This is a genomic window from Neoakkermansia glycaniphila, from assembly GCF_001683795.1.
GTDB classification, from domain to species: Bacteria; Verrucomicrobiota; Verrucomicrobiia; order Verrucomicrobiales; family Akkermansiaceae; genus Akkermansia; species Akkermansia glycaniphila.
Map to the genome: position 1 here is coordinate 85515 of NZ_LIGX01000002.1, position 26874 is coordinate 112388.

18 protein-coding genes and 1 pseudogene are annotated in these 26874 nt (G+C 55.5%); 12 read left to right on the top strand and 7 right to left on the bottom strand.

Going from position 1 to position 26874, the window contains the following annotated elements; genetic code table 11:
* Positions 1-158: 158 nt before the first annotated feature.
* The 7 genes from AC781_RS01140 to AC781_RS01170 all read right to left on the bottom strand — a co-directional run bounded on the left by AC781_RS01140 (position 159) and on the right by AC781_RS01170 (position 11409).
* Entirely contained in the window at positions 159-2249 is a 2091-nt protein-coding gene (locus AC781_RS01140; RefSeq protein ID WP_172801729.1) for an alpha-L-fucosidase, read from the bottom strand.
* A gap of 135 nt (positions 2250-2384) precedes the next feature.
* Entirely contained in the window at positions 2385-4625 is a 2241-nt protein-coding gene (locus AC781_RS01145) for a tetratricopeptide repeat protein (RefSeq protein ID WP_067772143.1), read from the bottom strand.
* A gap of 233 nt (positions 4626-4858) precedes the next feature.
* Positions 4859-5902, bottom strand: a complete 1044-nt coding sequence (locus AC781_RS01150; protein WP_067772146.1) for a winged helix DNA-binding domain-containing protein — start codon at positions 5900-5902, stop codon at positions 4859-4861.
* Positions 5903-6049: 147 nt separating this feature from the next.
* Positions 6050-8944: an aminomethyl-transferring glycine dehydrogenase gene (gene gcvP / locus AC781_RS01155; protein ID WP_067772149.1), complete on the bottom strand. Its 2895-nt coding sequence runs from the start codon at positions 8942-8944 to the stop codon at positions 6050-6052.
* A gap of 118 nt (positions 8945-9062) precedes the next feature.
* Positions 9063-9446 carry a glycine cleavage system protein GcvH gene (gene gcvH, locus AC781_RS01160; RefSeq protein ID WP_067772152.1) on the bottom strand — a complete coding sequence of 128 codons (384 nt, stop codon included), beginning with the start codon at positions 9444-9446 and terminating at the stop codon, positions 9063-9065.
* Positions 9447-9531: 85 nt separating this feature from the next.
* Positions 9532-10617: a glycine cleavage system aminomethyltransferase GcvT gene (gcvT, locus tag AC781_RS01165; protein WP_067772155.1), complete on the bottom strand. Its 1086-nt coding sequence runs from the start codon at positions 10615-10617 to the stop codon at positions 9532-9534.
* 90 nt (positions 10618-10707) lie between these two features.
* Positions 10708-11409 carry a DUF3592 domain-containing protein gene (locus tag AC781_RS01170; RefSeq protein WP_067772158.1) on the bottom strand — a complete coding sequence of 234 codons (702 nt, stop codon included), beginning with the start codon at positions 11407-11409 and terminating at the stop codon, positions 10708-10710.
* Between the two features lie 549 nt (positions 11410-11958).
* On the opposite strand from AC781_RS01170, the gene AC781_RS01175 reads away from it, so the two are divergent.
* The 12 genes and pseudogenes from AC781_RS01175 (at position 11959) to AC781_RS01230 (ending at position 26863) form a co-directional block, all read left to right on the top strand.
* Complete coding sequence (locus AC781_RS01175) at positions 11959-13386, top strand: hypothetical protein (protein WP_067772160.1); 1428 nt, start codon at positions 11959-11961, stop codon at positions 13384-13386.
* A gap of 18 nt (positions 13387-13404) precedes the next feature.
* The gene (locus tag AC781_RS01180) at positions 13405-14193 is read left to right on the top strand and encodes a hypothetical protein (protein WP_067772163.1); all 789 of its coding nucleotides are present in this window, start codon (positions 13405-13407) and stop codon (positions 14191-14193) included.
* Positions 14190-16043 carry an FKBP-type peptidyl-prolyl cis-trans isomerase N-terminal domain-containing protein gene (locus tag AC781_RS01185; RefSeq protein WP_071133171.1) on the top strand — a complete coding sequence of 618 codons (1854 nt, stop codon included), beginning with the start codon at positions 14190-14192 and terminating at the stop codon, positions 16041-16043. The genes AC781_RS01180 and AC781_RS01185 overlap by 4 nt, the downstream gene beginning before the upstream one ends.
* A gap of 15 nt (positions 16044-16058) precedes the next feature.
* A complete protein-coding gene (locus AC781_RS01190) occupies positions 16059-17978 on the top strand; it encodes an FKBP-type peptidyl-prolyl cis-trans isomerase N-terminal domain-containing protein (RefSeq protein WP_067772169.1) in 1920 nt (639 codons plus the stop codon).
* Between the two features lie 15 nt (positions 17979-17993).
* Positions 17994-19919 (top strand): FKBP-type peptidyl-prolyl cis-trans isomerase N-terminal domain-containing protein, encoded by a 1926-nt coding sequence (locus AC781_RS01195; protein ID WP_067772172.1) that lies wholly within the window; start codon positions 17994-17996, stop codon positions 19917-19919.
* Positions 19840-20280 (top strand): annotated as a pseudogene (locus AC781_RS14240) (hypothetical protein); the annotation flags it as partial. The gene AC781_RS01195 and the pseudogene AC781_RS14240, both read left to right, overlap by 80 nt.
* A gap of 99 nt (positions 20281-20379) precedes the next feature.
* Complete coding sequence (locus tag AC781_RS01205) at positions 20380-21756, top strand: FKBP-type peptidyl-prolyl cis-trans isomerase N-terminal domain-containing protein (RefSeq protein WP_067772178.1); 1377 nt, start codon at positions 20380-20382, stop codon at positions 21754-21756.
* Positions 21757-21905: 149 nt separating this feature from the next.
* The gene (locus tag AC781_RS01210; protein WP_067772181.1) at positions 21906-22700 is read left to right on the top strand and encodes an FKBP-type peptidyl-prolyl cis-trans isomerase N-terminal domain-containing protein; all 795 of its coding nucleotides are present in this window, start codon (positions 21906-21908) and stop codon (positions 22698-22700) included.
* Positions 22701-22899: 199 nt separating this feature from the next.
* Positions 22900-23730: an FKBP-type peptidyl-prolyl cis-trans isomerase N-terminal domain-containing protein gene (locus tag AC781_RS01215; protein WP_067772184.1), complete on the top strand. Its 831-nt coding sequence runs from the start codon at positions 22900-22902 to the stop codon at positions 23728-23730.
* 25 nt (positions 23731-23755) lie between these two features.
* Entirely contained in the window at positions 23756-24550 is a 795-nt protein-coding gene (locus AC781_RS01220; protein WP_071133172.1) for an FKBP-type peptidyl-prolyl cis-trans isomerase N-terminal domain-containing protein, read from the top strand.
* Between the two features lie 9 nt (positions 24551-24559).
* Positions 24560-25837 carry an FKBP-type peptidyl-prolyl cis-trans isomerase N-terminal domain-containing protein gene (locus tag AC781_RS01225; protein ID WP_067772190.1) on the top strand — a complete coding sequence of 426 codons (1278 nt, stop codon included), beginning with the start codon at positions 24560-24562 and terminating at the stop codon, positions 25835-25837.
* A gap of 219 nt (positions 25838-26056) precedes the next feature.
* Complete coding sequence (locus tag AC781_RS01230; RefSeq protein WP_172801731.1) at positions 26057-26863, top strand: FKBP-type peptidyl-prolyl cis-trans isomerase N-terminal domain-containing protein; 807 nt, start codon at positions 26057-26059, stop codon at positions 26861-26863.
* Positions 26864-26874 lie beyond the last annotated feature (11 nt).

Below are 26874 nucleotides of genomic sequence, written 5' to 3' on the forward strand. Positions count from 1 at the left end.
CGGCGATGCCCTTCCCGCGATACTCCGGCATGGTCATTTCTCCGTGCAGCATATCGCTAACTCTCGCAGAACACCTTCCGAACCATTCATCTTAAAAAACGGCCATCCGGAATACCGAATGGCCGTTTGACCGGAAGTCGATCAATAGGGGTGATCCATCACTTGCCCGCAGGCTTCGCCGGCAGAATGCCCAGCTCGGCAACGGTCACATGATTGCCGTCGATAGCCGATTTTGCGACAAAGCGCAGAAAGCGCCCGGTGGCAGGCTCCGCCAAATCAATGCGCTGGCGGATGGGATTCGCCTTGATGTTCGAGAACTCTCCGGCAGCCGCAGCCTTGCCCCATTCCTTGCCGTCCTTGCTCACATAAACTTCGTAATTGTTCACGATGCCCTTCGTATTGCCATCCTGCCGTGGCGTGTACAACACGGATGCCACGGGAATCTCACAGCCCATATCAATATCGATCGTCTGGGGCGGAGGAATCTCACCGGAGCCGGCATGCGTATGCCACAGCGTGTCATCCTTGCCGTCGATCATGCGGGCCGGGTCGGATGCACCGGACTCGGCCGACACGATTTTCCATCCGGATGTCGCTACGGGAAGCACCGCATTCGTCGTCGCTGACGAACTGTTGCCCACAAACGCACGCACGTTCAGCACGCCGCCGTCAGGCAGATTCAAGGGTGCCTTATATTCCGAAGAAGACGATCCCGGTTCGGAACCGTCGAGCGTATAGCGCACCGTACAACCGTCTCCGCCACGCAGGGTCACGCTGCCGGATGCATCGCGGGACACAGCCGGAGCGCTCACGATCTGCGGCTTCTGCCACAGGGAGAACTCGGACAAAGCCGCTGGGGCATCGGAAGCTTCGACCACGAGCTTCAGCTCGTCCGTCGTCACACTCTTACCCAGCAACAGGACACGCGGACCCACGCTGCTTCCATTCACCCACGGCACCCATTGGCCGTTCTCCTTGACGAAGACGGAGAACTTGCGGATGCGCTGTCCCAATTGAATGGGTTCGGACAGGCGGATCACATCAAATGTCCGAGCTTCCGGCAGCTTCACGACCACTGCGGGGTTCCTGTCGTCTTCAGCCGCCATCCAGAACGTAGCCCGCTTGCGGTCCAGTACATCCTCGGAGGATTTCGCTGTCCCGTTCGACGAGAACTTCACGGAAGCGCCGTCCGCCAGATTGAGAGAATACATCTGCTTCAACAAACGAGAAAATTCCTTCAGGGAAGCGGCATCGTTCTCATGAATGCGTCCGCGCGAATCCGGCGGCACATTCAGATTCAAATCCGCGCCACGCCCGACACTCTCGAAATAAAGCTTCATCAGATTCTCTGGCGTACGCACACGGCCGTTCTCATGCGCCTTCCAGAACCAGCCCGGGCGAATGGACACATCCACCTCGGCCGGAATCCAGAACTTGCCGTTCACCGTACCCTGCACGCCCTCCTGATACACATTGCAGCCGGGGCCGGGCGGCTTGCCGTTCAACCCCTTCGGCGTATAGGTCGCCCAGCAGGGATAACCGGCAAACCCGCTCTCATTGCCGACCCAGCGCACATCGGGACCGACATCCGAGAAAATCACCGCATGCGGTTGCAGGCTCTTGACGAGCTTCCACGTATTCGGCCAGTCGTAGTAGGAGCTCTTGTCCACCGTGCGGCTGTCCTTCGCTCCTCCATAATATCCTTCACCGCCGCCCGCGCCGTCATGCCACACGATGAAAACCGGGCCGTACTGCGTCAAAAGCTCTTTCAGCTGCTCGCGGTACACATTCACATACTCGGGCGTACCATAAGCCGGATGATTGCGGTCCCACGGCGACAGATACACGCCGAACTTCACCCCATGGCGTTTGCAGGCCTCGGCATAATCCTTCACCATATCGCCCTTGCCTCCCTTCCACGGAGAGGAGGCTACGCTGTGTTTGGTCGTTTTTGTCGGCCACAGGCAAAAACCGTCGTGATGCTTGCACGTCAGAATCACCCCCTTGAATCCGGCGTCCGCCAGTGTACCGATCACCTGATCGGGATCGTAATCCGTCGGATTGAACAGCTCGGGAGATTCGTCGCCACCGCCCCATTCCTTGCCGGTATAGGTATTCAGCGTGAAATGCACAAAAGCATACATCTCCATATCGTGCCATTGAAGCTGTTCGGGAGTCGGCACGGCTCCATAAGGTTTCGGAACTTCGGCACGGCTCTCGTTCGGCAGGCAGGCGCCCAGACACAGCATACCGCCCAAAAGGGCACACTTCCAGCCGGAGACACCGCCACAATTACGCCATTCTTGTTGTTGCATCATCATCAATACGTAAAATTCCATCCAATCTTTCAATCGGAAACAAACATCCTGCCTCCGCAAACGGACTTATCCCTTGCGGGAACGGCGGCGGGAAGAGGAGGGTTTGCCTTTGCCCTCATCCTTCTTCTTCACCGAGACTTCGACGATCGAACCGTCCTTCTTCTGCAGGCGCTGCACCGTTGCCTTGCGCATCTCCAAAGGTTTCTTCTCCACCTTCCGCTCTTTGTCGGCATCGGGTTCAGGAGTATCTCCCCGGGCAATCCTGTTCACATCAGGATCGGGTTCGGGCGCGGCAGCCTTGCCGCGGTCGGGATGATGCTCCAGGAACGAGAAGAACTCCATATCGGGAGCCGCTCCGGCCTTGACCGCTTTGTCATAGGCTCGGCAGGCTTCCGGAATCCTGTTCTCCTCCGCATACAGGCGCGACATATTGTAATGCGCGTCGGCAAGATCCGGCTTCAGCTTCACCGCACAGGCAAAATAGTTCAAGGCCTTCGCCCGGTTGCCCTGAGAACCTTCGAGATTGCCCAGATAGAAGAAAGCCGTCGCATTGGCCGGATCAAGTTCGACCGTCTTCTGGAACATGCCGATGGCATTCTTTTCCTCCCCGGCCCGGTACATGGCGCTTCCGCACAGAAAATAGGGCATCGCCACCTTCGGAGAGAGCAGAATCGCCTTCTTGAAATTCTCGATGGCGCCCGGCATATCGTTGCGCTGCATCTTGATCGCCCCCATGTTCACACGCGCCGCCGCATGGTCGGGCTGCTTATCGAGCAGAGTCTCGTATAGCTGTTCCGCCGCCTCATAACGGCCGTTGGCAAAGGCATCGGCCGCACTCTTGCCCAGAGTCTCGATACGCAATTGCTCGCGGACGGCATCACCCAGAATTTTGGAAGTTCCTTCCACCACGGCATCCTGCGCCCCATCCTGCACGGCGGAAAGCGGCTGGGCCACGGATGCGACGAGAGACTGTTCAGCAGGAGTCAATTCCAGAGACGATTTTTCATCGAAATTTCTGATGACTTCTTCCAGCAGGGGCGATTGCGCATTCAAATTCTTGTAGGCGGCAATCATCATCTTCCGGCCTTGCTCATTCATGGCAAGCTGGTTCTTCTGCTTGGCGATGATTTCGCGCAACAGCTTGTTCTCTTCCAGAGCCACGGGGTCGATCTTCGGATCCGTCGCCGCCTTTTCCAGCTCGGCCTCCAGATTCGTCAGCCGGGTATTCAATTCGGAAATGCGGCGGCGATAGCCCAGATTCTCCGCATAAATCGTCGACATCTCTCCCTTGAGGCGCGCGATCTCCTCGCGCGTCTTATCCAGCTCCTTGAGGTTGACGGACATCTGGTCTTCCGACGCCACTTTCGATGCTTCCATCGCCGCCAGCCTGGCCTGAGCATCCTTCAACTGCGCCGCCAGCGTCATATTCTGGTCCAAGAGGGATTTGATCTTCTCGGGGCTGTTCATCTCGACAATGAGCTGAAGCTTCCTGTTCTCCTCGGCAAGGGCATCTCGCTGCCTCGTCACCTCCTCCAACATATCCTGCGTCTCCGCGAGCTTGCGCTCCAGCTCGGCCACGGAACGTTCGGCCGCTTCGCGGCGTTGTTCACTGGCCTTGTAATCCGATTCCAGCTGCATCAACCGCTCATTGAGCGTCGCCACCATCTCGTTGCTGACCTTGCGTTCACTGGTAATGCGGTCCATCAACTCCTCATAGGATTTCTTGTAAAACTGCTGCCTGCTCCGCGCCTCCTTCAGATCGTCATTCGCCTTGGCCAGCTGGGACTGCACATCACGGTACGCATTCACCACCGTATTCAACTCCTTTTTGAGGCGTTGCACCTGCTGGTACATATCCACCTGTTCGGCCGTCGCTACCGGCGACGGATGCACGGGAGGGGCAACCACAACCGGATTGCCTGCCCCTTGCTGGCGCTTCCTCTCCAAATCCGCGATCGACGGCAGCACGCCGTCACCGCCATCCGTCTCCACCCCGCGAAGAGGCACCGAAGGAGGCAGGGGATTTTCTGCCTGCTTCTTGCGGTATTCCGCCAGATTCTCGGCCAGAAGCTTGCGGCGTTCCCTCACCATGTTTTCCTTCCATGTGGGAAAATCCCTCACCAGCCGCGCCAGCACCTGCTCTGCCATATTCCCCTTGAGAATCGCCTGCGCATAATTCTGCGCCTTCGCGAGCTTTTCGGATTCCTGACACAAAAGCCAGGCTTCGTAATACAGCTCATTCGTATCCTTGCCCTGCCTCTCGCGCACCTCCTGCAAGCCGGGCTGCACCTGCGCATGGGCGGACATGATCCCGACCGAAGCACAGAAAAAGCAGAGAGTAATGCGAGTAGCGGCAAGATACATGACGGCAAGACAGCCTTGAAATAAGGCTGCAACCCACTATACCTATCGGCTAGAGGCAAATCAAGCAGAAATGCTTGTGAAAAAACGTACGTTTTACGCCGCCGTGTTCGCCTTCTCACCCGAAGCGTCCGCATCTCTCCGGAAACTCCGGACAAGGCTTCATGCCGCTCCCCGTGTCACGGGCGGCAGGGTTCCAAAAACACGATCTCGACCTGTTCATCGGCAAACAGCTCCCGTCCACCGGCAGCCGCAATATCCTTCAATGCCGAGGTCAGAGGACGGAACGGCGTAATCGACAGCCTGCCCGGTTCCTTCTTCCAACGAGCACACAACCGCCCGTGCAGCAAAATCCCCGGATAGACAATACCCGCCTGATTGACGGCAAGCGGCTTGTCTTCATGTTCCAGAAAACGGCTACGATCCTTGTACCCCATCACAAGCTGATCGAATCCGGCCAGATAAATGCAATCCGGAAGGGAGCAAGCCGCATGCAGCCTGCCCAGATAGAAATGGGGCGCCCCGCCCATATCCACACTCCGGAGCGGCAAACCTCCCCGGCGCAGCAACTCACGCACCTCCGTGATCCTGTACCCCGTGAACGCAGCGCAATCGGCTTCCGTTGCAGGACCGAACCGCTCGAAATACCTCCGCATCAATTCGAGCCTGGCCTCATCCCGGTCCATCCATGCAGGTTCTTCCGGAAGGAAAAAACGCTTCTCCGTACCGGGACGGTAGGCAATCATCCCCCGGTCGGACATCTCCTTGATCAAACCGCCCCAGCCATGAAACACGCGTTTGACCAGAGACTCTTCCATCCCCGCCCGGCGGCATTCACGTTTGACGGCCTCGCGTTCGTCGATGCCTCCGGCTACCTTTTCCCTGATGAAAGCGGCCCAGTACGGCTTGACCTTCACAGGAATATCCCACCACGATTCACCCCACGCGAGATTATGCCCCTTGGCGGAAAGAAACAGCCCCAGTTCATCTTCCCGGATCACATGGATGGTATTCCGGTGGGACCATATTTTCAGAAGTCCGGCGCTCCAGCTCTTTTCGGAGAAATCCCGGGCTCGGATACGCAGGGCATAACGCGGATTATTCGCGAACTGCGCCTGCAGGCCGCACAACCCGGACAACACATCCAGCCTCTCGCCCTTCTCCAGCAAATACTGGTTTTGCAGCGTATGAAGGAGAAGTTCCTGTCGATCGATTCCGCTCATGCTCCGTTTTTTCCATCATAGCAGGATGCCTCCGGCAAGTCAACCGGCGGCATCCTCCATGTGCCGCACTCCCGGCATGGCGACAAAAAAAGCTGCGGTCGCCTGACCGCAGCCTGAAAGAAACGAATATCTCGCCGAATGGGAGGATCAGTCCTGCTTCGAGAGATTTTCCGCGTAGGTTTCCACCGTATCGCAGGAACAGATGAAATTGCGGTCGCCGTACACATTGTCGATACGGGCGCTGTACGGCCAGAACTTGTGGCGGCGCAACGATTCGACGGGATAGGCAGCCTGCTCGCGGCTATAGGGATGGTTCCATTCGGAAGCCGTCACCATCTCCGCCGTATGCGGCGCATTCTTGAGAACGTTATCCTCCTTGTCCGCACGGCCTTCGATAATATCCATGATTTCACCATGAATCATCGTCATCGCTTCGATGAAGCGGTCGAGTTCGAACTTGGATTCGGATTCCGTCGGCTCGACCATCAGCGTACCCGGCACCGGGAACGACATGGTCGGCGCATGGAAACCATAGTCCATCAATCGCTTGGCAATATCATCCACCGACAGCCCTGCATCGTGCGTCAGCTGGCGGGGGTCAAGAATGCACTCGTGCGCGACAAGCCCCTTGTTACCCGTATAGAGCACGGGATACAGCGGGGAAAGATTACGTGCGACGTAATTGGCATTCAACATCGCGACTTCCGTTGCCGTGCGGAGACCGGAGGCGCCCATCATCGACAGGTACATCCAGCAAATGGCGACAATCGATGCAGAACCGTATTCGGCGGAAGAGACGGCGCCCGCACCCTTGTTCGCCTCACCGCGGGAGATATGCCCCGGCAGGAAAGGAACGAGATGTGCGGCTACGCCGATCGGGCCCACGCCGGGACCGCCGCCGCCATGCGGCAACGCAAACGTCTTGTGAAGATTCATATGGCACACGTCCGCACCGATGAAGCCGGGAGTCGTCAACCCGACCTGGGCATTCATATTGGCGCCGTCCATGTACACTTGGCCGCCGTTCGCATGCACGATCTCGCACAGCTCGCGGATGCCCGATTCATACACGCCGTGCGTGGAAGGATAGGTCACCATGATAGCGGCGAGATGGTCGCGATGCTTCTCGGCCTGCACCTTGAGGTCTTCCATGTCGATATTGCCTGCCTCGTCGCACTTGACAGCCACAACCTTGAAACCGGCCATGGCGGAGGAAGCGGGGTTCGTACCGTGAGCCGAGACGGGGATCAGGCACACATTGCGGTGGCCTTCGCCTCTCGACACATGGTAGCGGTGAATCGCCAGCAGGCCCGCATACTCCCCGGCCGCGCCGGAATTAGGCTGCAGAGAAACCGCGACGAATCCGGTAATCTTGCACAGGCGGTCACACACCTTGTTCAGCATTTCACGCATGCCGACGGACTGGTCGGCAGGTACGAACGGATGCAACTGGCAAACGGAAGGCCACGTGATCGGCATCATTTCGGAAGCCGCATTCAGCTTCATCGTGCAGGAGCCGAGCGGGATCATGGCTTCATTCAGCGCAAGATCGCGGGATTCGAGATGATGGATATAGCGCATCATCTCCGTTTCGCTCTGGTACGACGAGAAGACCGTCTCCGTACAGAACGGCGTCGTGCGGTCATGCTGCGTATCCCAGATCGGGCGTTCGTAGGTGCCGAGGAAGTAATCGTACAGGGAATCGTCCGTCGGAATATCGATGGAATCGTCCTTCGTGAACAGCTCGGCGAGCTTGATCACATCGGCGGATGTCGTCGTCTCGTCGATGGCTACAGCCACCGTATCGGCATCGATCCGGCGGATATTGTATCCGGCGGCCAGAGCGGAAGCTACCAGCTCGTCAGCCTTGCCGGGCGCACCGAACACCACCGTATCGAAGAAATCGCCAGGGCGGCGGGTCAGAGTCGGACATGCCTCGATCGCCTTCGCCAGCGTAATGGCGAGGCCGTGAATCGTACCTGCGATGCGCTTCAGGCCTGCGGGGCCGTGGTAAATCGCATAGAACGTCGCCAGAATGGCAAGAAGCACCTGCGCCGTGCAGATATTGGAAGTCGCCTTGTCGCGGCGGATATGCTGTTCGCGCGTCTGCAGCGAGAGGCGGTAGGCCGGGCGGCCTTGCGCATCCACCGACAGGCCGACCAAACGGCCGGGCATGCGGCGCTTCAACTCGTCCGTGCAGGACATGAAGGCGGCATGCGGACCGCCGAAGCCCATCGGCGTACCGAAGCGCTGCGTCGTACCTACGCAAATATCGGCGCCGAACGCACCCGGTTCGCGAAGGCGGGTCAGAGAGAGCAGATCGGTGGCCACCACGCAATAAGCCTTCTGGGCATGCACGGCGGCAAAAAACTCGTCATAGCTTTCAACGATGCCGTACGTATCCGGATACTGCACGAGCACGCCTGCCAGCGTGGGGCAAGAGGAAGGATCGAACGACTTCCAGTCGCCGACGATGATCTTCGTTCCCAGCGTTTCGGAGCGGGTCTTGATCACCTCGATCGTCTGCGGGTGGCACGTATCGGCCACAAAAAACGTATCGCTCTTCGGCTTCGAGGCGATGCAGAGGCTGACGGCTTCGGCCGCCGCCGTACCTTCGTCGAGAAGGGAGGCGTTCGACACGGGAAGACCGGTCAACGAAGAAATCATCGTCTGGAAATTCATCAGCATCTCAAGGCGGCCCTGGGCGATCTCAGGCTGGTAGGGCGTATAAGCCGTGTACCAGCAGGGATTTTCCAGTACATTGCGCAGAATCACGCTCGGCACGAGAGTGCCGTAATACCCCTGCCCGATATAGGACTTGAGCAGCTTGTTCTTGCTCATGACGGTTTGCAGCTCCTTGAGAGCGGCCTGCTCGCTGAGAGCCGGAGACAGAGTAAGGGGCGATTTGAGCAGAATATCGGCGGGAACGATATCACGCGTCAACTCATCGAGCGATTGATAACCGAGATCGGCAAGAAGCGCTTTCTGCGTCTCGCCCACGGAACCGAGATGGCGGCTGAGGAAATCCGAATGAGAATTCATCTGATGGGAACGTTAAGAAAAAAGAGGGCGTCCCGCAAAACATGCCGGAAAGGCATTCGAAAAAAACAGCCTGCATTCCGACGGGACGCGTTCCGGAATGCAGGCTCGAAAGCTAGGTTCAGGAGCAGAACTCGGAATAATCCGCCGGCGACAGCAGACTGTCGAGTTCGCTCATGTCCTGAAGACGGATCTTGCAGATCCAGCCGTTGCCGTACGGATCGGAGTTGACCGCTCCGGGCTCGTTGCCGAGCTCTTCGTTCACCTCGATGATCTCGCCGGAAACCGGAGAATACACATCGCTGGCAGCCTTCACGGACTCGACAACGGCAATGGAATCATTGGCGGCAATGCTCGTGCCCGGTTCGGGCAGGTCGACGAACACCACATCGCCGAGTTCGGCCTGTGCGTGATCGGAAATACCGATCGTAGCGATGTCTCCGTCAACGTCCACCCATTCGTGATCGCGGGAGTACAGCAAATTGTCAGGAATATTGTTGCTCATGATGAATAATGATAAGATATGCGACGCTAGATTGCTTGAAAAACTCTCCTTTGTCAGCTTAAATTTTTCAAAAAATGCGTCTTTTTTACTTTTCCTTTTTATAGAAAGGTTTTTTCACAACCACGGCCGGCGTCTTCTTGCCGCGCACTTCGATCTGAAGCTCCGTACCGACCTTGGCGTATTCGGCAGGAAGATAGGCCATACCGACACCCTTGCCGAGCGACGGCGACAACACGCCGCTGCACAGTTCGCCGATCGTCGTACCGTCCGGAAGCTGCACGGCATAACCGTGGCGGGGAGGCGCACCCTTGGCCGTATACTCGATGGCGGCAAGCCGCACGGCAGGGCCTTCCTCCTTCTGCTTGCGCAGCACGTCCGCACCGATGAAATCCTTCGAGAGATCGCAGAAAAAACCGAGTCCGGCCTCGATCGGAGTCCTGTCGGGAGCCAGATCGGAACCGTTCAGCGGATAGCACATCTCAAGGCGCAGGCTGTCGCGCGCGCCGAGGCCGCAGGGCTTCGATCCGGCTGCAAGGAACTTCTCGAACCATGCCACACCCGATGCGGCCGGGCAGAAAAATTCATAACCGTCCTCACCCGTATAACCCGTGCGGCACACGATGCAGTTCTCACCGTCCACCGTCACATGGGAAATCCCGTTGCGCGGGGGCAACTCCGCACCCGGAAGAACCTTGGCGAACACCTCCTGGCAGGCAGGCCCCTGCACCGCCAGACCGACGTAATCGCTCGAATGGTTCTCCAGCAAAATGCCCTCGGGCTTCTTGCTTTCGAGCCATGCGTAATCTTCTTCGATCATCGAGGCATTCACCACGACGAAAAACCGCTCCTCACCGTCGCGGTAAAGAATCAGATCGTCGATCACGCCGCCGTCGTAATTGAGCATCAGGGAATACTGCCCCTGATTCAGCGAAAGCTTCTCGACATTGTTCGTCAGCATATAGTTGAGCCACGCCGTCGCGCCCTGCCCCGATACGATAAACTGGCCCATATGGGAAATATCGAACACGCCGCATGCTTCGCGCACAGCCTTGTGCTCATCCATAATGCCGGAATACTGCACCGGCATATTCCATCCCGCAAAGGGAACCATCTTGCCGCCAAGCTCCACATGTTTCTCGCAAAGCGGCGTAGATTGAATAGAATCGCTCATGTAGGAAATATGCCAGCCAGCCTGCGCCAAGTCAAGGCGATATTCCGAACAGGCAAAAGACCGATAGACCCGTTCCGAAAAACGGATGGATCAAAGAACCTGCCAGCCCTGCGTCAACACACGGATCGACTCCCCATCCCGATAATCACGCATCCACCGCAGCACCTCATCGCGCGACATCTCAGGAGACGCCAGAACCTCCGTCCACTCGGCATCCCTGCCCGTACACAACTGGAACCTGCCTCCCTTCAGGGCAACCACCTGCACTCCATCCGCCTCGTCCTGCACATTCTCCACCGTGGCCACCTCGGAAGAACCCGACAACGCATTCAAAAGCTTCTCCGGAGAACCGTAGCAATCCCACTTGCAGACGCGCGGCCCTGCCACATCCGCACGAACCTTCTTCTCGGCTTTCACGGGTTGACCTGCGAAATTGCGCCTGTAAAACCGCACCATCAGAGCGAAAACGACAGCCAGCGCCAGCGTCACCAAAACAAGCACAGCCAGCCCGATCCATTGCCAGACAGATACTCCCCGAGACATCACCGCCTCCGAAGGATTGGCCGGATTCACATACACCTGCCACTTCTTCAGTTGGCGGGTACTCCTGCCGGAATCGAACTCGCCGCACCCCTTCTCATTCGTCTTATAGGCGACTCCCCGATACGTGTAATGGCAAATCCACGATGTTGAAGTACCGCCCCCACGCCTGCCGTGCGAACTCTTCACCTTCTTTTCGACCTTCTGAACCGGACACGCTTTCCATTGCAAAGCCTCATAGCTCTGCCACATATTATGCGAATCACAAACAGCAGCCGTCCCGAAAGCCAGCATCAGCACCCCCGACACCCCTATGCCCCACCATGCATCACGGCGAGGATTACGACGACACTTCCGCTTCTTGGTGGGCATGAACTCTGGTCTACACCATCATCTCGCAATACACAAGGACAAATCGTCGCAATCATTGCCTGAACCGCGTTTCTCCGTTCCATCATACTTTGGGGAAAAGGATTCTCTATCCGTCGTCAAGCATCAACCGGCATATACCTGAAAATAATCGCAAAAAAGATACGCCATCGCCATGATGTCTCATTTTAATCAGGAATAAAATTTGAAAAACGACTGTTTTTCAAATCATTGAACACATGAATAAACAAAGCGGATAGAGAATCCGGCATACTTCCGCCAAAAACACACGGATGAATAGACGGCAGCCCCATCACCCTGCTCCGCCTGCGGAACATAAAACACCGTATTGCCGCCTTTCGTCGTGACAACCCGCCCGAACCGTGCTTTAGTTCTCATAAGCCGCTATACCTGATTTTCCGTTCTCTTCCCATGTTCACCCTGCTGACTCTCGCCTGCACGGCATACCTTGCCGAACCGAAAGCAGAACCGCCCGCCATTCCGGCAGCCGCCCCGGCTGCGGCAACCATCGTATCTCCCGCATTGCGGCAGGAGCTGAGCATCGCCATCGGCAAGAAACTCCGGTTCTTCATTCCCATGGTGCCACCCGATAGAATCGACCTCGACATCGTCGAACAATCCTTTCTCCGCCACGTTGATACCACAAAACAACCGGAAGAACTTTATGAGCAGTACAGCCGGGAATATGCAGCTTTGAACGAGATTTTCAAGCTGTACAACAAAGCCGCAGACAAGGAAAACGAAACCGTGGATGCCGGTTTCATGCTGAACCACGCCCGCAAGCCCGGCGTCGCCACCCTAGACAACGGCGTGCAATATATCGCGCTCGGACAAAATATGGGCGGATCCTCCCGCATCGAAAATGCGACCGGCGTACGAACCAGCACGCTCGGCGGCAAAGCCTTCAGAATATATGGTGGCCCGGTCGAAAACAAAGGTACAGGAACTCCGCCTCTCCCGGCATGCATCCGCAGCTATTGGTTGCAAATACCCGATGCTCGCACATGGGTATTCCATATTCCCCGAATGCTCCTGACCGATGAAGAAATGCGTACATTCCCCTACGCCCGCATTTATGTTTACATCGTCACACTGCAGGACGACAACACAGCATGGGACTACTACGCCATGCGCCCCCTCCCGGCCCAAACGGCCACCGGAGAAACAGGCATCACGCGCAGCATGGTCGAACGGCACAGCGCTTTCACCGGAATGGCACTGGCTCTCGAATACTTGCGCATTCATGGCTTGTATCGTTATTCTTCGGCCGAATCGAACGACATCGACAGGCATACCGTCATCCGCACCTACCTGAAACTTCACGAAGAAGTATTGCCTCTCGAACAGCCAGAACAGAACCTCTCAGGCATCTTCCCTCAATATCTCCGCATTCTGTCCGCACGGCAGGCCGAACGCGATCGACTCATCCTGCAGAAGAAGGTCGCACAAGGCGAACTGCATCCTTTGGGCCACGGAATCTTTTATACCAGCAAAGCGGATGGAAACGGAAGCGATACCGGTTTTGAAGAAGGACGGATCACAGGCATCGCATCCCTTGAAGGCCGTCCCCGCTATTTTACAGGATACCCGCACCCCACCTCCCTTCCGCAAGGCCTCGACTTCATTCAGGATCAGATTCCCCCGGCTCGTGCATGGAACATCTACGTCCCCACCTCACTCCTCACCCGGAAAGAAGACCTTTATCCCCTGACCGACCGCTGGGGTTCCATTGAAGACATGCAGGCCGAAATCGGCGCATGGACATCCGTCATCGTCTACACCTTGACCGTCAAGCAACCCGCCCGTGGCCGAGATACGGACATCGAAGACCCCGAATAACCCAGCAGCATCCTCACGATGAACGCGTTCCTCCCATCCCTCATATCCTGCACCTTGCTCGCATGTGCAAATGCTGCACCGCCTGCACCTCCGTCACCGGAAACCTTGGCCCGGCAACAGGCGGATGAAGAAGCCGACCGGGAAATCATTCGCCAGTACAGCGCCGATCAAGGCCGTTGGCTCGCTCTTCAGACGGACAGGGATCAACCGGAGAAATTCCGAAAGGCTGTCCTTGAATGGATCGACCGAAATGCCGCCGCCAGTTTTCTGGATCCCGAAATCATTAAAAAATCCTTCCTCGCCCATGCAGACAAAATCTACACCGACGATGAAATCGCCCGGCTTGAAGCAATCTGCCATGAGTTCGACGAACTCTACGAAGAGGTATGTGCCAAAAAACAGGCCGAGCAAGACGCCCGGTACATCAGGCAATGCTCCGCTGAAAAAGGCATGACCATCCTGCCGAACGGCATCATGTACAAAGCCACCGTATCGAAAGAAGGAGAAAACCGCCCCGTGTTCGCCGCGCGCATTGCCGAAGGAGCCACCACATCCGGCTTCGTGATGGAAACCCTCTACGGCGACCCTGCGGCACGGCTCTCCCAAAGTATCCGGGAAATACTCCCCCACCTTCCTCCCGCTCTTGAATGGAGAATCGTCGTACCTGTCGACCTGCTGGACAAGGCTACAGTCGCACATATACCGAAACGCGTATCTGTTGTTGTCTATACGCTCAAAATCAACGGCGCGACACCCAATGACCACCTCGAACGCAACCGGCAAACTCCCACCGCACCTCAGCCATGAACATTCCTCTGTCACTTGCATCCTCCCTGCTGCTACCCACCGCTCTTTGCATGCAGGAAAACGCGCCGAAGCCTCCTGCAGCCATAGCCGCCGCCACGGAAAACAACGAGGATGAAATCATCCGCCAATACAGCATCTACATGGGGCTTCAAACCGTGTACGGCCTGCAGAGATATGCCATCGAAGCCGCAGCCATGAGCCCCGCCGACCTTGACATCATCCGGCAATCGGCCCTCGACCACCTCGGCACCTCCATCGATCAAAAAGCGCTCGACGCAGAATACGAGCATATCAGCCAGGCCTACATGGCTGCCCTTCGCGAAGAAGAAACCGAACGAGACAAAACCTTCATGCAGGAAAACGCCAAACGCCCCGGCGTCGTCTCCCTCCCGATCGGCATCCAATATAAAGTCATACCGGATCCGCAAGGAAACAACCGCACCCTCGACGAAATGAACGGCTACATGGAGACAACCTCCTCGGGACGATGCATCGGCGGAATCTCAACCCACGAATCACACGACTTCAGCTACGTACTTCCCAACATCCTGACGGACAGCGCAGCCCTGCAGAACATGCCGAAAGGAAAGGAATTCATCTTCTACATCCCCGTCGCCCTGCTCTCCCCATCCAAAAGAAAGGACGAAGACGATAGAGCCTCCATCATCATCTACATCTTCCGCCATCAACATGCAGGCGGCTCCTTCTGGCGACAGGAAGACGTGCCTGCCCCAGCCGAATTCAAACGCATACCGCCCGACCTCCTCCGCAAACACAGCGAACTCCTGGGAGCCTCAGTGGCACATTACATCCAGAGCCGCTGGACGGAAGATGCCGCACAGGAAATCGACCGGAACATCGTCAAACAAACAATCAGCTATCACATCTCAGACACCATCGACCCTGCAGCTCTCCGGAACGAATACAAGGACGTCATTCGCCAATACACCGCCATACAGGAAAAAAGGCAAAAGGAACGCGACAGGGTCTTCATGCAGGAGCATGCCAAACGCCCCGGCATCATCGACCTCGGCAACGGCATCCAGTACGCCGTCGAAAAAGATCCAGCAAACGGCAATCTGCCCTTCACCTCGGCCAGAGTCACAAACATAGCCACCATCTCCGGAAGGAAAAACTGCCAGCCCTCACAAAACGATCTTGACGGCATCGAAGACTTCGGCATTCCGGACATGCTCGGCGAGTCTCTGAAACAAATCGAACCCGGCCGCAAATGGACCTTCTACCTCCCCTTCCAGCTACTCCCCGACATCAAACGGCAGCTTTTGACGAGCCTATGGAAAGGCGCATGCCCGGAATACGTCGCCATCTCCTGTGTAGCGGCTCAAAAAGAAACGGACTCTTCAAACAAAGACGAAGATATCGAAGACGACGCAACGGAAAAACCCTCCTCTTGCGAAGATGTCTGGAAACGAAAGGACCGCTCACCGGAAGCCATGGCACGCGATGAAGAACACTTCCTGCGCCTCCTTGACCTCACGCCCAATGTCACCGTATTGCCCAACGGCGTCCGGTATGCCAGCATGATCGACCCGGAAGGCCGCAACGGCTCCATCAAAAACGTCTCCATCATGACGCCGCACACCCTTGTCGGAGACTCCTTCGGCAGCCACCTCCATCTTGATCATCAAAACACGAGGCCGGACGGAACCGAAATCTACACCCATCCCCTCATCGAACCTTATATCGACGACCTGCCGGAAGCGAAAAAATGGTTCTTCTGCATACCCACCAGCCTGCTCGACCCTGCAGATGTGGAATGGTACGAACAGCGCATCGGCGTACGGCCCAATTACATCCTCTACACTCTCGAAGCCAACACGACTCACTAACCTGATACTACAACCATGAACCTTCCTATCCTCGCCAGCCTCTTTCCGCTTCTGGCATACACAGCAACCACCGCTGAAACACCATCACCGGAACCCATCCGGCAAGCGTCAGCTGCCGTCAACCTCGACGCCAATGAAATCATCCGCCAGTACAGCATCTACCTGGGTACGAAAACGGCAGACATCTTTCAGAATGATCCTCTTGATTTAGCTGCATCATCCCTCGCCGATCCGGACATCATCCGTCAATCGGTACTCGCCCACCTCGACAAACCGAGGGATAACAAGCAATTCGATGAAGAATTCGAACGGATCAGCAAAATATACGAAGAAGCTCTTCAAACAGAAGAGATAGAAATGGGCAAAACATTCATGCGGGAAAACGCCAAACGGCCCGGCGTCGTCTCCCTGCCCATCGGCATCCAGTACGAAGTCATTCCAGATCCGGAAGGCAACAACCGCAGGCTCGACGAAATGAACACCTACAAAGTATCCACGGCATCCGGAAGATGCTTCGATGGGGTATTGCAAGACTCGCACAGCCTCAGCGACCTCATCCTTCCCAGCATCCTGACTTCTTCCTCGGCCCTGCAAAACATGCCGAAAGGCCGGGAGCTCATCCTCTACATTCCCGCTGAACTACTGTCGCCATCCAAAACCAAAGGTATCGAGAAAAAAGCATCCATCGTCATCTACTCTTTCACCCATAAAGAAAAAGACGGCAACGCCCAACGCACCAACCCTGTACACACCGCTGCCTCTACCATCAAACGGATACCGGCCGATCTCCGGCGGAAATACGGCGAATTGCTGGGTGAACGATTATCCCATGCCATCCGGAAACAGTGGTCGGCAGGATCTTCACAGGATGCCGATCCGGTACTTATCCGCCAAACATTCTTCGACCACCTCGACAAGCCTTGCGATCGCACTGCTCTTGAAAACCGTTACCAAGATATTATTCGGCAATATGATACCATCCACCACACCCGGCAGATGGCACGCGACAGGAACTTCATTCGGGAAAATGCGCGTAAATCCGGTGTGATCGTCCTGTCCGGCGGTATCCAGTATACTGTCGAAAAAGATCCCGCAGACCGTAACCTGCCCTTCCTTCAATCCTCGCTCAAGCAGTACGGATCCCTGTCTGGAACGCTCATCTGCCTGCACGGCGGATGGGACGACTTCTCACGCATGTGCTGCACCGCCAATCCGGGAGCGCAAATCGGTTTCACTCCCGGACAAGAGAATTCCGAAGAATACGGCATGAGGGAACTTCTCGGCGCGGATCTCGACCGCGTGGAAGCCGGCCGCAAATGGATCTTTTTCATCCCGTTCGAACGCCTCTCCGAGCAGAATAGAACGGATCTGAAAAACTCGTGGAGGGAAAAATGTCCCGAATATATCGTCCATACCTTCGAAGCCGAGGAGAATCCCCCGCCTCCTTCGGACAAGGATGCAGCCATCGAAGACGACGCACCTCCCGCTCCTGCTCCTGAATCCGATTTGATGCAAAAGCCGGATCTCACGGCAGAATCACTGGCCCGGTACGAAACTCTCTTCTTGCGCCTGAACACACTAACACCCAATGTCACTGTACTTCCCAACGGAATCCAGTATTCCTACATCACCGATCCGGATGGCCGCAACAGCTCCATCAAACAAATCGACACCATGACGCCTCAAACACTCACGGGAGACTATCTATACAGCCATACCCACCTCAATCTCCAGAACACGAGGCCGGACGGAACCGGAAACTACACCCACCCCCTCATCGAACCTTATATCGACGACCTGCCGGAAGCGAAAAAATGGTTCTTCTGCATCCCCGCCGAGATGATTGACCCTTCCTCCATGGAATGGTACGAACAGCGCATCGGCGTACGGCCCAATTACATCCTCTACACCCTCGAAGCCGACAAAAAATCCTGACCCAAAACAAAAACCATGCAACTCTCCGCACTCACCTGCCTCATCACTCTGCTCCCTCCCGCCACAGCCGGATTGGAACCGTCCCGGCCGATCCCATCCATTCAAGCCGCCGATACTGCCACCCTTGATGAGGAAGAAATTCTCCGGCAATACAGCATCTACACCGGATTGCAATTGGCAGCCGAAATTCAGCACGCCATCCGGCATCATGTCTCGCAGTATCTCGCCGATCCGGAAACCATCCGGCAATCGCTTCTGGACAATCTCAACAAACCGATGGATTCCGAACAACTCGACAAAGAAAGCCAGCGCATCTACAAGCTCCATAAACAAGCACTCATCGCAGCAGAAGCCGAGAGGGACAAAACCTTCATGCAGGAGAATGCCAAACGTCCCGGCGTCGTCTCCCTGCCCATCGGCATCCAGTACGAAGTCGTTCCCGACCCGGCAGGAAACAACCGCCAGCTGGAAGAAATGGGCTGTTTCATCTGCTCCACAACCATAGGCCGCCAGCTCGACAAAGAAACGGAAGTGACTGCCATCAAATTCAGCAATACACCAAGCGGCCCGCCTGACTTCAGCGACAAACTGCCCAACATCCTGCAACACACCTCGGCACTGGACAACATGCCGAAAGGAGGCGAATACATCTTCTACGTCCCCGCTGCTCTTCTGTCATCCTCCGAACGCAAATACATCGGCAACGAAAACGCCGTCATCGTCTACACCTTCCGGCATACCGACACGGACGACGAACTCCGCCATCTTCGCCACTTGCCATTCCAAATCGATGCGAACGGCCATCGCCAAAAGTACAGTGAACTGCAAGGAGCGGACATGGCCCGGGACATCCTCCTCAACAAGCAACGCAACGAAGACATGGATATTGATCCGGCTCTTGTCCAAAAGACCTGTTGCGGCCATCTCGACTCTCCCATCGACCTCGCCTCCCTTCAGCACGAATACCGGAACGTCATCAGCCGGTACAAAACCATACACATCGCGCGCCAGACAGAACGCGACAAACGCTTTCTAAAGGAAAATGCAGCCAAACCCGGAGTCGTCATACTCGGCAACGGCATCCAGTACACTGTCGAAAAAAACCCTGCGGGCCGCAATGTACCCATCATTCAGGCAGAACTCGTCAAACGCACCTCCATCGACGGAACGCAATTATACTACAGTGGAAAAATAACACAGTCTTTCAATTCTCTGGGCAGAATCATGCCGGGCACCGTCTTCAGCCCAGGCAAAGTAACCGCCGAAGAATACGATATGCCGGGATTGCTCGGTACCGACATCGCCCGTGTGGCATCCGGCCGCAAATGGATCTTTTACATCCCGTTCGAACGCCTCTCCGAACAGAATAGAAAGGACATGAAAGACGCGTGGGACGACGACTGCCCGGCCTATATCGCCCACACCTTCGAAGCCGATGACAACCAGTCCCTTGCGGACAAGGACGAAGACATCGAAGACGATGCCACGGCAAAACCCGATGAAAAAGAAAACTTCCTGTGGGACAAGGATAGAACGGCCGAATCCATGGCCCGTGACGAAGCCCTGTTCCTTCGGCTGAACGCCATGACACCCAACGTCACCGTACTTCCCAACGGCATACAGTACTCCTGCATCACCGATCCGGATGGAAACAACGGCTCCATCAAACAGGTCGGCATCATGTCGCCCTACACGCTTGCCGGAGATTCCTTCCTCAGCCATATTCATCTCGATCACCAAAACACGCGAGCGGACGGCAAACGCATCTACACCCATCCCCTCATCGAACCTTATATCGACACCCTGCCTGAGGCAAAAAAATGGTTCTTCTGCATTCCCGCCAGCCTGCTTGACCCTGCGGATGTGGACTGGTACGAACAGCGCATCGGCGCACCCCTCAACTACGTCCTCTACATCCTCGAAACCGACAAGAAACACTGATCATGAACATATCCACCCTCGCTTCCATCGCCTCTTTACTGCTTCCCGTCGCAACCTATGCCGGCACGGCACAACCTGCTTCATCGCCGCACATACCCGGAAAAACAGAACCCGGCAACGACGAAATCCTGCGCCGCCACAGCACCTATGCCGGCATCCGCATGGCCTTCGACATGCAAAACCTGATCGATCACGCAGCGGCCAGCTACCTGACCGATCGAGAAGCCATCCGACAGGCCCTCCTCAGCAACCTCGACAACGAACTGGATATCGAAAATACTGGGAATCGACCAAAGCCCTCGAGCAGGAATACACGGCGACGCTCGGACGGGAACAAAAGGAGTATGACAAAACCTTCCTGCAGGAAAATGCTAAACGTCCCGGCATCGCCACCCTCCCCATCGGCATCCAATACAAAGTCACACCCGATCCGGAAGGCAACAACAGCAGCATCGAAGAAATGGGCAGCCTGAAACGGGCCTCCACACTGGGCCGGTTCTTCGGCAGCGTCAGTGGATTGGCTGCCATCCACAGCCTGCCGCCTATCCTGCAATACAGCACTGCCCTGCAAAACATGCCGAAAGGCCGGGAATGGACACTCTACATACCCGTCCGCCTCCTGCCACCCAACGAACGGGCGCAGATCGAAAACTCCGCATCCGTCCTCGTCTGCACCATCTGCAAGAAACAGGGAGAAAACGAAAAAGAATACAGTGTCCAGCCCATCCCGGCCAGCCGGGGAACATACGCACACATCCCGGCGGCACTCAGCCGCCGATTCGCAGAAAGCCAGGGCAAACTCACCGCTGCATTCGCCCAGGCATCTTTCAAGGAGATGGCGGCGAAGGACATCGACCCGGCATTGGCCCGCGCCGCCTTCATCGCATACATCGGGAAAGACATCGACGCCGAAGCCCTCGACCACGAATACAAGGAAACCATCCTTCGCTACGACGCCATCCACAAAACACGCGAAACGGCACGGGACAAACGCTTCATCGAGGAAAACGCTAAAAAACCCGGCGTCACCGTCCTCGCAAACGGCATCCAGTACACCGTTGAAAAGGATCCGGAAGGCCGCAATATAACCATCGACAAAATTCAAACCGCAGCCCTCTCCACCATCTCAGGGAACGACACACTGCACCTCAACAACTTCAGAGTGCAAGACATCTTCGGAGATGCCGCCGACAGCCTTCCGCCCGGTAAGAAATGGACGGCTTGCATCCCCTTCGGAGTACTGGATGAATCGAGACAATCCTCACTCAAGGCCGTCTGGGAAAAACAGCCGGAATACGTCGTCTTCACATGCGAAGCGGCAGAAACAGACTCTACTTCACCGGATACGGATGCAGACATTGAAGACGATGCACCTGCCGCACAACCGTCCGACTCCATCTTCGCGTCTCCACCGCCTATCGACGCCAACACGCTGGCAAGCGAAGAAGCGGAATTTTTGAAAATGAACGCCCTGACACCCAATGTCACCGTCCTCGACAACGGAGTCCAGTACTCCTACATCATCGACCCGAAGGGAAACAACGGATCCATCCTGGATGTAGACATCATGGAAGCAAGAGCTCTGACAGGAGAATCCCTCGGAAGCATAGGCTTTCTGGACAGAAGTGCCGCCAAGGCCCACTTACATCCGGAATTGTGGCCGTATATTGACGCATTGCCCAAGGCCAAACAATGGTTCTTCTGCATCCCCTCCCACCTGATCAACCCGAAATCATTGGACAAATACACGCAGAAAATCGGCGTCCGCCCGAACTACATCCTCTACACATACGAATGGTCGCCGCCGAAAGAAAACGATGCGGAACAAAGCGAATAAACCGCATGCCTGCCCAAGAAAAAACAACGCATATCCGCATTTTATTACTGACAAAACCGAGCCGATTTGATTAAGTAAAGGTACGGGTTCCATCCGGTCTCCGAATTGGCTCTCACCCGATCACCACCCCTCCCCCCCCCAACAACACCATGCGTCCGTCCATCGTATTCGGAATCATCGCAACCATACTGCCCACCGCACTCGCAGCCGATCAACCCTCATCCCCTGCGCCCAAACAGGAGGCAGCGCCTGCAACCACAGCGGAACCAACCCCCACCCCACCCTCCATCCCGGAAGACATTCGCAAACAATACAGCGAATTCGTCGGAAAAGCCCTGGCATTCGGACTCCAGCAGAGATTTGAACACATGGCCGACAAAACGCAACAGCCTCTCATCGACGCCGACCTCGTGCGAAAAACCTTCATGGAAAACATCGCACGTCCCCTGGATGCAGAAAATATCCAAAAAGAAGAGGAAGCCATCGTCAAAACATACAACGAAGCATACAAGGCATACTCAACAGCCAAAGCTGCTCGCTTTCTCAAGGAAAATGCGAAAAAGCCCGGTATCATCCTGCTGGAAAACGGCATGCAATGCCAGGTCACCACAGATAAGGACCCTGCCAAAAACTACAGAATCGAAGAAGCTGACAGCGTAGACGTCGGCGTACCGGACTCCGACTTCCCGACCCATTCCCGCATGAGTTCTTCCGGCGTACTCGACGGTTTTGACGAACTGTCCGACATATCCAGAGAACTGCTCAAGGAACTGCCTGAAGGTACGGAGTGGATCGTCTATGTCCCGGCCTCAGCCATGTCCGAAGAATTCAAGGCCGACGCAAGCGCATTCCTCGTACTCACGTTCCGTATGTCCAAAGACAGCGAACATAACGACAAAGACGCAACGGATGGTCGCGACGAAGACATCGAAGACGAGGAATAACCGCTTCATCCCTTCCCGCCTTCACAAATCCTGCGGTATGCCGCACATGGTACGGCTTCTCCGAACGGAAATCCCCCACTCCGAATAGAGCCCTCTCCCGGGATTCCACAATCCCATTCCGTATTTTTTTGAAAAAACACTCCGTCCTTTCGGACGAACCCATTCTCATGCGTTAATCATACAAGGAAACACTTCTCCCATGAAATACATCATCCCCCTTCTCCTCTCCGTATCTCCCATCTCGGCTGAGAATCAAACATCAGCACATGCAACATTGCAAGTTCCGGAAATCAGCAGACTGTCGGACGATTCCCAGTCAGCCTATTCTTCCTACCTCGGCACGTACATCGCATTGCAGCTGCTCAAAAACGATGTCACCCTTCAAGACATCGACATCGCCTCATTTTTCCAGGCATTTGAAGACGGAATGAACGACGGAACAGATATCAAACAACAACTGGCTCGGAAGGACATCCCAGCCCATCTGAACAGGCAATCGGAAACACGACGGCAACAACTCGCTGAAGAGGCAAAAAAAATCGGAGAACAATTCTTGGCGGTAAACGGTAAAAAACCGGGCGTCACAACCACAGCCAGTGGTCTGCAATATCGGATCGATCGCCAAGGCACAGGCACCAGTTACAATAAAAAACAACACGGAACCAACCCCACCTACACCGTCAAATACACCGTACGCACGCTCAACGGCACAGTGGTTTCCGACTTCACCGACGAAACCGTCGAAGCTGCCGACCACTCCAGGCTCGAAGGATTCGACGAAGGCCTCTCCCTCATGCCCGTCGGTTCGCAATGGACATTCTTTCTGCCTTCCCATCTGGCATTCGGAGACGAACATATTGTTACCGCAAGCTCCATGCTGCCAGCCAACTCGGCCTTGATCATCCAAGTGGAACTATTCGGCATCAAAAAAGGTGACGAGACGCAAACCATGTACATCGAAGGCGTCCCATTCGAATTTATTCCCATGGATGCAGACGCCGAAGAAACAGAAACCGCAGACGAAGAATAACATCCTCGAACATTAACATCTCACCATGAATTCAGCCCTACTTACCCCCCTCTTTCTGGCAGGCCTCTGCATGGCATCCGCTCCGGCAACCTCTCCAGACACTTCAAACGACGGAAAACAACACACCCCTCCGTCCAGGCAAGACATCTCTGCCTACCTTGGTTACGAAAGCGCCGTCATCCTGAAAAACAACTCGTTGCGAAAGAAAGACATCGATCTGCCTGCATTCCGCAAGGCTTTCGCAGCAACCATGAAAAAAAAACCTAACCTTGAGCAATTCAACGCGTACGTCGATTCCATTCAGCCGACAATCGATGCCGCTACGCACCAATTGGAACAACGCAACCTCAAACTCGCAACCGACACACTCCAGATCAGCAGGAACTTCCTCGAAGAAAACGGTAAAAAACCGGGCATTGTCAAAACCTCTAGCGGCTTGCAATATCGTATCGATCAACAAGGAGCAGGCTCCGCTTACGATGAGGAACAACATGGAGAAAACCCTCTCTACTCTGTACGATTCAAACTCCTGCTCATGGACGGCACCCTCCTCATCGACAAAACGGAAAAGGCCATCGAAACATCCGACAGCATCGGCCTCGAAGGCTTTGACGAAGCCCTCACCCTCATGCCCGTCGGCTCCAAATGGACTCTCTACCTGCCCCCTCACCTCGCGTTCGGCGATGCAACCATCTATCAAGATGGAATCTGCATTCCGGGCAACTCCGTCATCATCATCGAAGCGGAACTTCAGTCCATCAAAAAAGACACCCGCGTCATCCATCCGGATGGCACCGTCACGGATCGCCCTACCCAATAAACCCAAGCTATGAAACGCATCGCCGCCGCACTCACCATACTTTTGATGTCGCTTGATACCCTCACGGCACAAAATATACCTTCCTCAACTACCAGCAGCGGCGAGTCAAAGGAAATATCGGCATTATTCCCCACAAAAGAAGCCAAACTCCGACACGACGTCTCGGCCTATCTGGGTTCGATACTCGGCACGGCATTGCATGAGGCCGGCATGCGCCCGGAAGACCTCGACTTCGATATATTGATCCGTACCTTAGCCATCGAACTCGCGCTGCAAGGCCAAAACATTCCCGAACCGGAGGCGAACGAAACCCGCACACAAGCGGCGCTGCGCATCATGCGGGCAAAAATGGAACAACGGAACAACGAAATATCCGCCACCAATGCCGAACGCAGCCGCCGCTTTCTGGAAGAAAATGCAAAAAAACCGGGCATCGTCACCACGCCGAGCGGCCTGCAATACCGCATCGACAAACAGGGTACCGGCGCACCCCGCACCTCCTCCCGCAAGGAAACCGACGATCGCGCCCTGTACGCCATCAAATACACCATCGACACGCTGGATGGCCCCATGATCGACAACCATAACGGAACAGTCAGCATCATACGCAACCACTCAACTTCGCGCATTCCGGCAGGAATCCATGAAGCCTTGAAACTGATGCAACCCGGTTCCAAATGGACTCTTTACATTCCGCCGTCCATCGGATACGGCGAAAAACAGAGAAATCTCATGTGGCTCTCCTTGGGCGAACGGCAGGCACACTTCGACCACGAGCGCATCTGCCAGCCCTGCATCGGAGGCAATAGCGTTCTGATTGTACAGATCGAACTTGTCGACTACTCCCCCAATGTCCCCTTGAGTCTGGACGAGGTTGACAGCGTATATCTGGCTGCCAACCCTTTTTGGAGCAAACCTGCTTTAGCCATTGCGGAAATGCAGCCGATTCTTGCCCATCTGAACGAAGCCGCTACACGCACCCCTCTTCATCCAGAGCAAACACAATATTCATCTCAAGAACTCCGAAAAATCACATCTGATACAATTGCAAAAATTTGGGCAAACAAAATGATAGACGAAGGATTAATCCTTCCGGACATCGATATACCCACATTCCGCAATCAATTGGAACAATCCCTCGCGTCGCCTCCGTCCATGGAAGACATCGACAAACAGCATGCCGCCGCAATCGGAATGGCGGCATACATCAAAGAGAGAACACCCCACCAAACCCAATATACCGACAAACAAAAATTCCTCGGCATCAAAACATCTGCGGATTTTTAAACCATGAACACCTCCATCCTCCTGACCGCAATCCTGTTTCCAATCGGCATGTGCCAAGCCCGACAAGTCCATGCCGCCGACACCCGGCCTCCGGAAGCATCTCCCTCAGAAAATGCGGCACAGTTGAAACGCGATGTTTCAACCTCCATCGGATATGCCATGGGAATTGCTTTCGCACAGGAGAATCGCACGCCCATCACGATAGATATGGATCTGTGCATGAACACCTTTCAAACCGCTCTGAAAACAGGCCTCCAATACACGACTCGGCAAGAAGCTACGGAACAAGTCAACACTGTCGCCAAAACCGGTCAGGAAAGAGAGGCCCACTCCATGTCGATGGGTTTCGGCATCGCCTTTTGCCTGCTGAGTATCGGCTTTGTGCAGGACGACATCGACACGGCCTTTTTCCGGCAGGCTTTTGAAGCTGCCTTACAAGGCAAAATCACTGAAGACGAGGTACGCGCCTACGACGAATCAATGGATCGCATGCGCCAGATCATCCGCAACAGGGAAGCTACTGCTGCCCGCGCCAACCTCGCTATCACCAAAGCCTTCCTGAAAGAAAACTCCGGTAAGCCAGGAATCGTCACCATGCCGGACGGCCTTCAATACAAAATCGAAAAACAGGGAACGGGGCGTACCTACGACGCAGAAAAGGACGGCGAATATCCCGTCTACGTGGTCAAATTTACGATGTCCGACATCCACGGCAACATTTGGGACGACTACACAAAAGCACCCACGGAACTCATGGGGCCCGTCTCTCCCGAGGGGCTGGACACAGCGCTTTCCATCATGCCTATCGGCTCCACATGGACGCTGTTCCTCTCGCCCGAACTCGGTTTCGGCGAAGAAACCTCGCAGGACGAACGCATCAGCATTCCCGGCAATTCCGTACTCGTAATTCGCGTCGAATTACTCGACATCCATGCATTGGACATTCCCAAAGTCATCCCACTGAAAACGGATAATACCGAACCGGACGGTTCAGACAATGAAACTTCCGGGAATCACGACGAATAAATACTTTCAAA

Excerpts from the sequence above, each read along its gene's own strand:
- AC781_RS01210 (WP_067772181.1), top strand. The coding sequence starts at position 21,906 with ATGCGTCCGTCCATCGTATTCGGAATCATCGCAACCATACTGCCCACC.
- AC781_RS01220 (WP_071133172.1), top strand. The coding sequence starts at position 23,756 with ATGAATTCAGCCCTACTTACCCCCCTCTTTCTGGCAGGCCTCTGCATG.
- AC781_RS01145 (WP_067772143.1), bottom strand. The coding sequence starts at position 4,625 with ATGTCCGCCCATGCGCAGGTGCAGCCCGGCTTGCAGGAGGTGCGCGAG.
- AC781_RS01190 (WP_067772169.1), top strand. The coding sequence starts at position 16,059 with ATGAACCTTCCTATCCTCGCCAGCCTCTTTCCGCTTCTGGCATACACA.
- gcvT (WP_067772155.1), bottom strand. The coding sequence starts at position 10,617 with ATGAGCGATTCTATTCAATCTACGCCGCTTTGCGAGAAACATGTGGAG.
- AC781_RS01230 (WP_172801731.1), top strand. The coding sequence starts at position 26,057 with ATGAACACCTTTCAAACCGCTCTGAAAACAGGCCTCCAATACACGACT.
- AC781_RS01225 (WP_067772190.1), top strand. The coding sequence starts at position 24,560 with ATGAAACGCATCGCCGCCGCACTCACCATACTTTTGATGTCGCTTGAT.
- AC781_RS01140 (WP_172801729.1), bottom strand. The coding sequence starts at position 2,249 with ATGCTGTGTCTGGGCGCCTGCCTGCCGAACGAGAGCCGTGCCGAAGTT.
- gcvP (WP_067772149.1), bottom strand. The coding sequence starts at position 8,944 with ATGAATTCTCATTCGGATTTCCTCAGCCGCCATCTCGGTTCCGTGGGC.
- AC781_RS01150 (WP_067772146.1), bottom strand. The coding sequence starts at position 5,902 with ATGAGCGGAATCGATCGACAGGAACTTCTCCTTCATACGCTGCAAAAC.
- AC781_RS01185 (WP_071133171.1), top strand. The coding sequence starts at position 14,190 with ATGAACATTCCTCTGTCACTTGCATCCTCCCTGCTGCTACCCACCGCT.
- AC781_RS01195 (WP_067772172.1), top strand. The coding sequence starts at position 17,994 with ATGCAACTCTCCGCACTCACCTGCCTCATCACTCTGCTCCCTCCCGCC.
- AC781_RS01215 (WP_067772184.1), top strand. The coding sequence starts at position 22,900 with ATGAAATACATCATCCCCCTTCTCCTCTCCGTATCTCCCATCTCGGCT.
- AC781_RS01205 (WP_067772178.1), top strand. The coding sequence starts at position 20,380 with ATGGGCAGCCTGAAACGGGCCTCCACACTGGGCCGGTTCTTCGGCAGC.
- AC781_RS01170 (WP_067772158.1), bottom strand. The coding sequence starts at position 11,409 with ATGTGGCAGAGCTATGAGGCTTTGCAATGGAAAGCGTGTCCGGTTCAG.
- AC781_RS01180 (WP_067772163.1), top strand. The coding sequence starts at position 13,405 with ATGAACGCGTTCCTCCCATCCCTCATATCCTGCACCTTGCTCGCATGT.
- AC781_RS01175 (WP_067772160.1), top strand. The coding sequence starts at position 11,959 with ATGTTCACCCTGCTGACTCTCGCCTGCACGGCATACCTTGCCGAACCG.
- gcvH (WP_067772152.1), bottom strand. The coding sequence starts at position 9,446 with ATGAGCAACAATATTCCTGACAATTTGCTGTACTCCCGCGATCACGAA.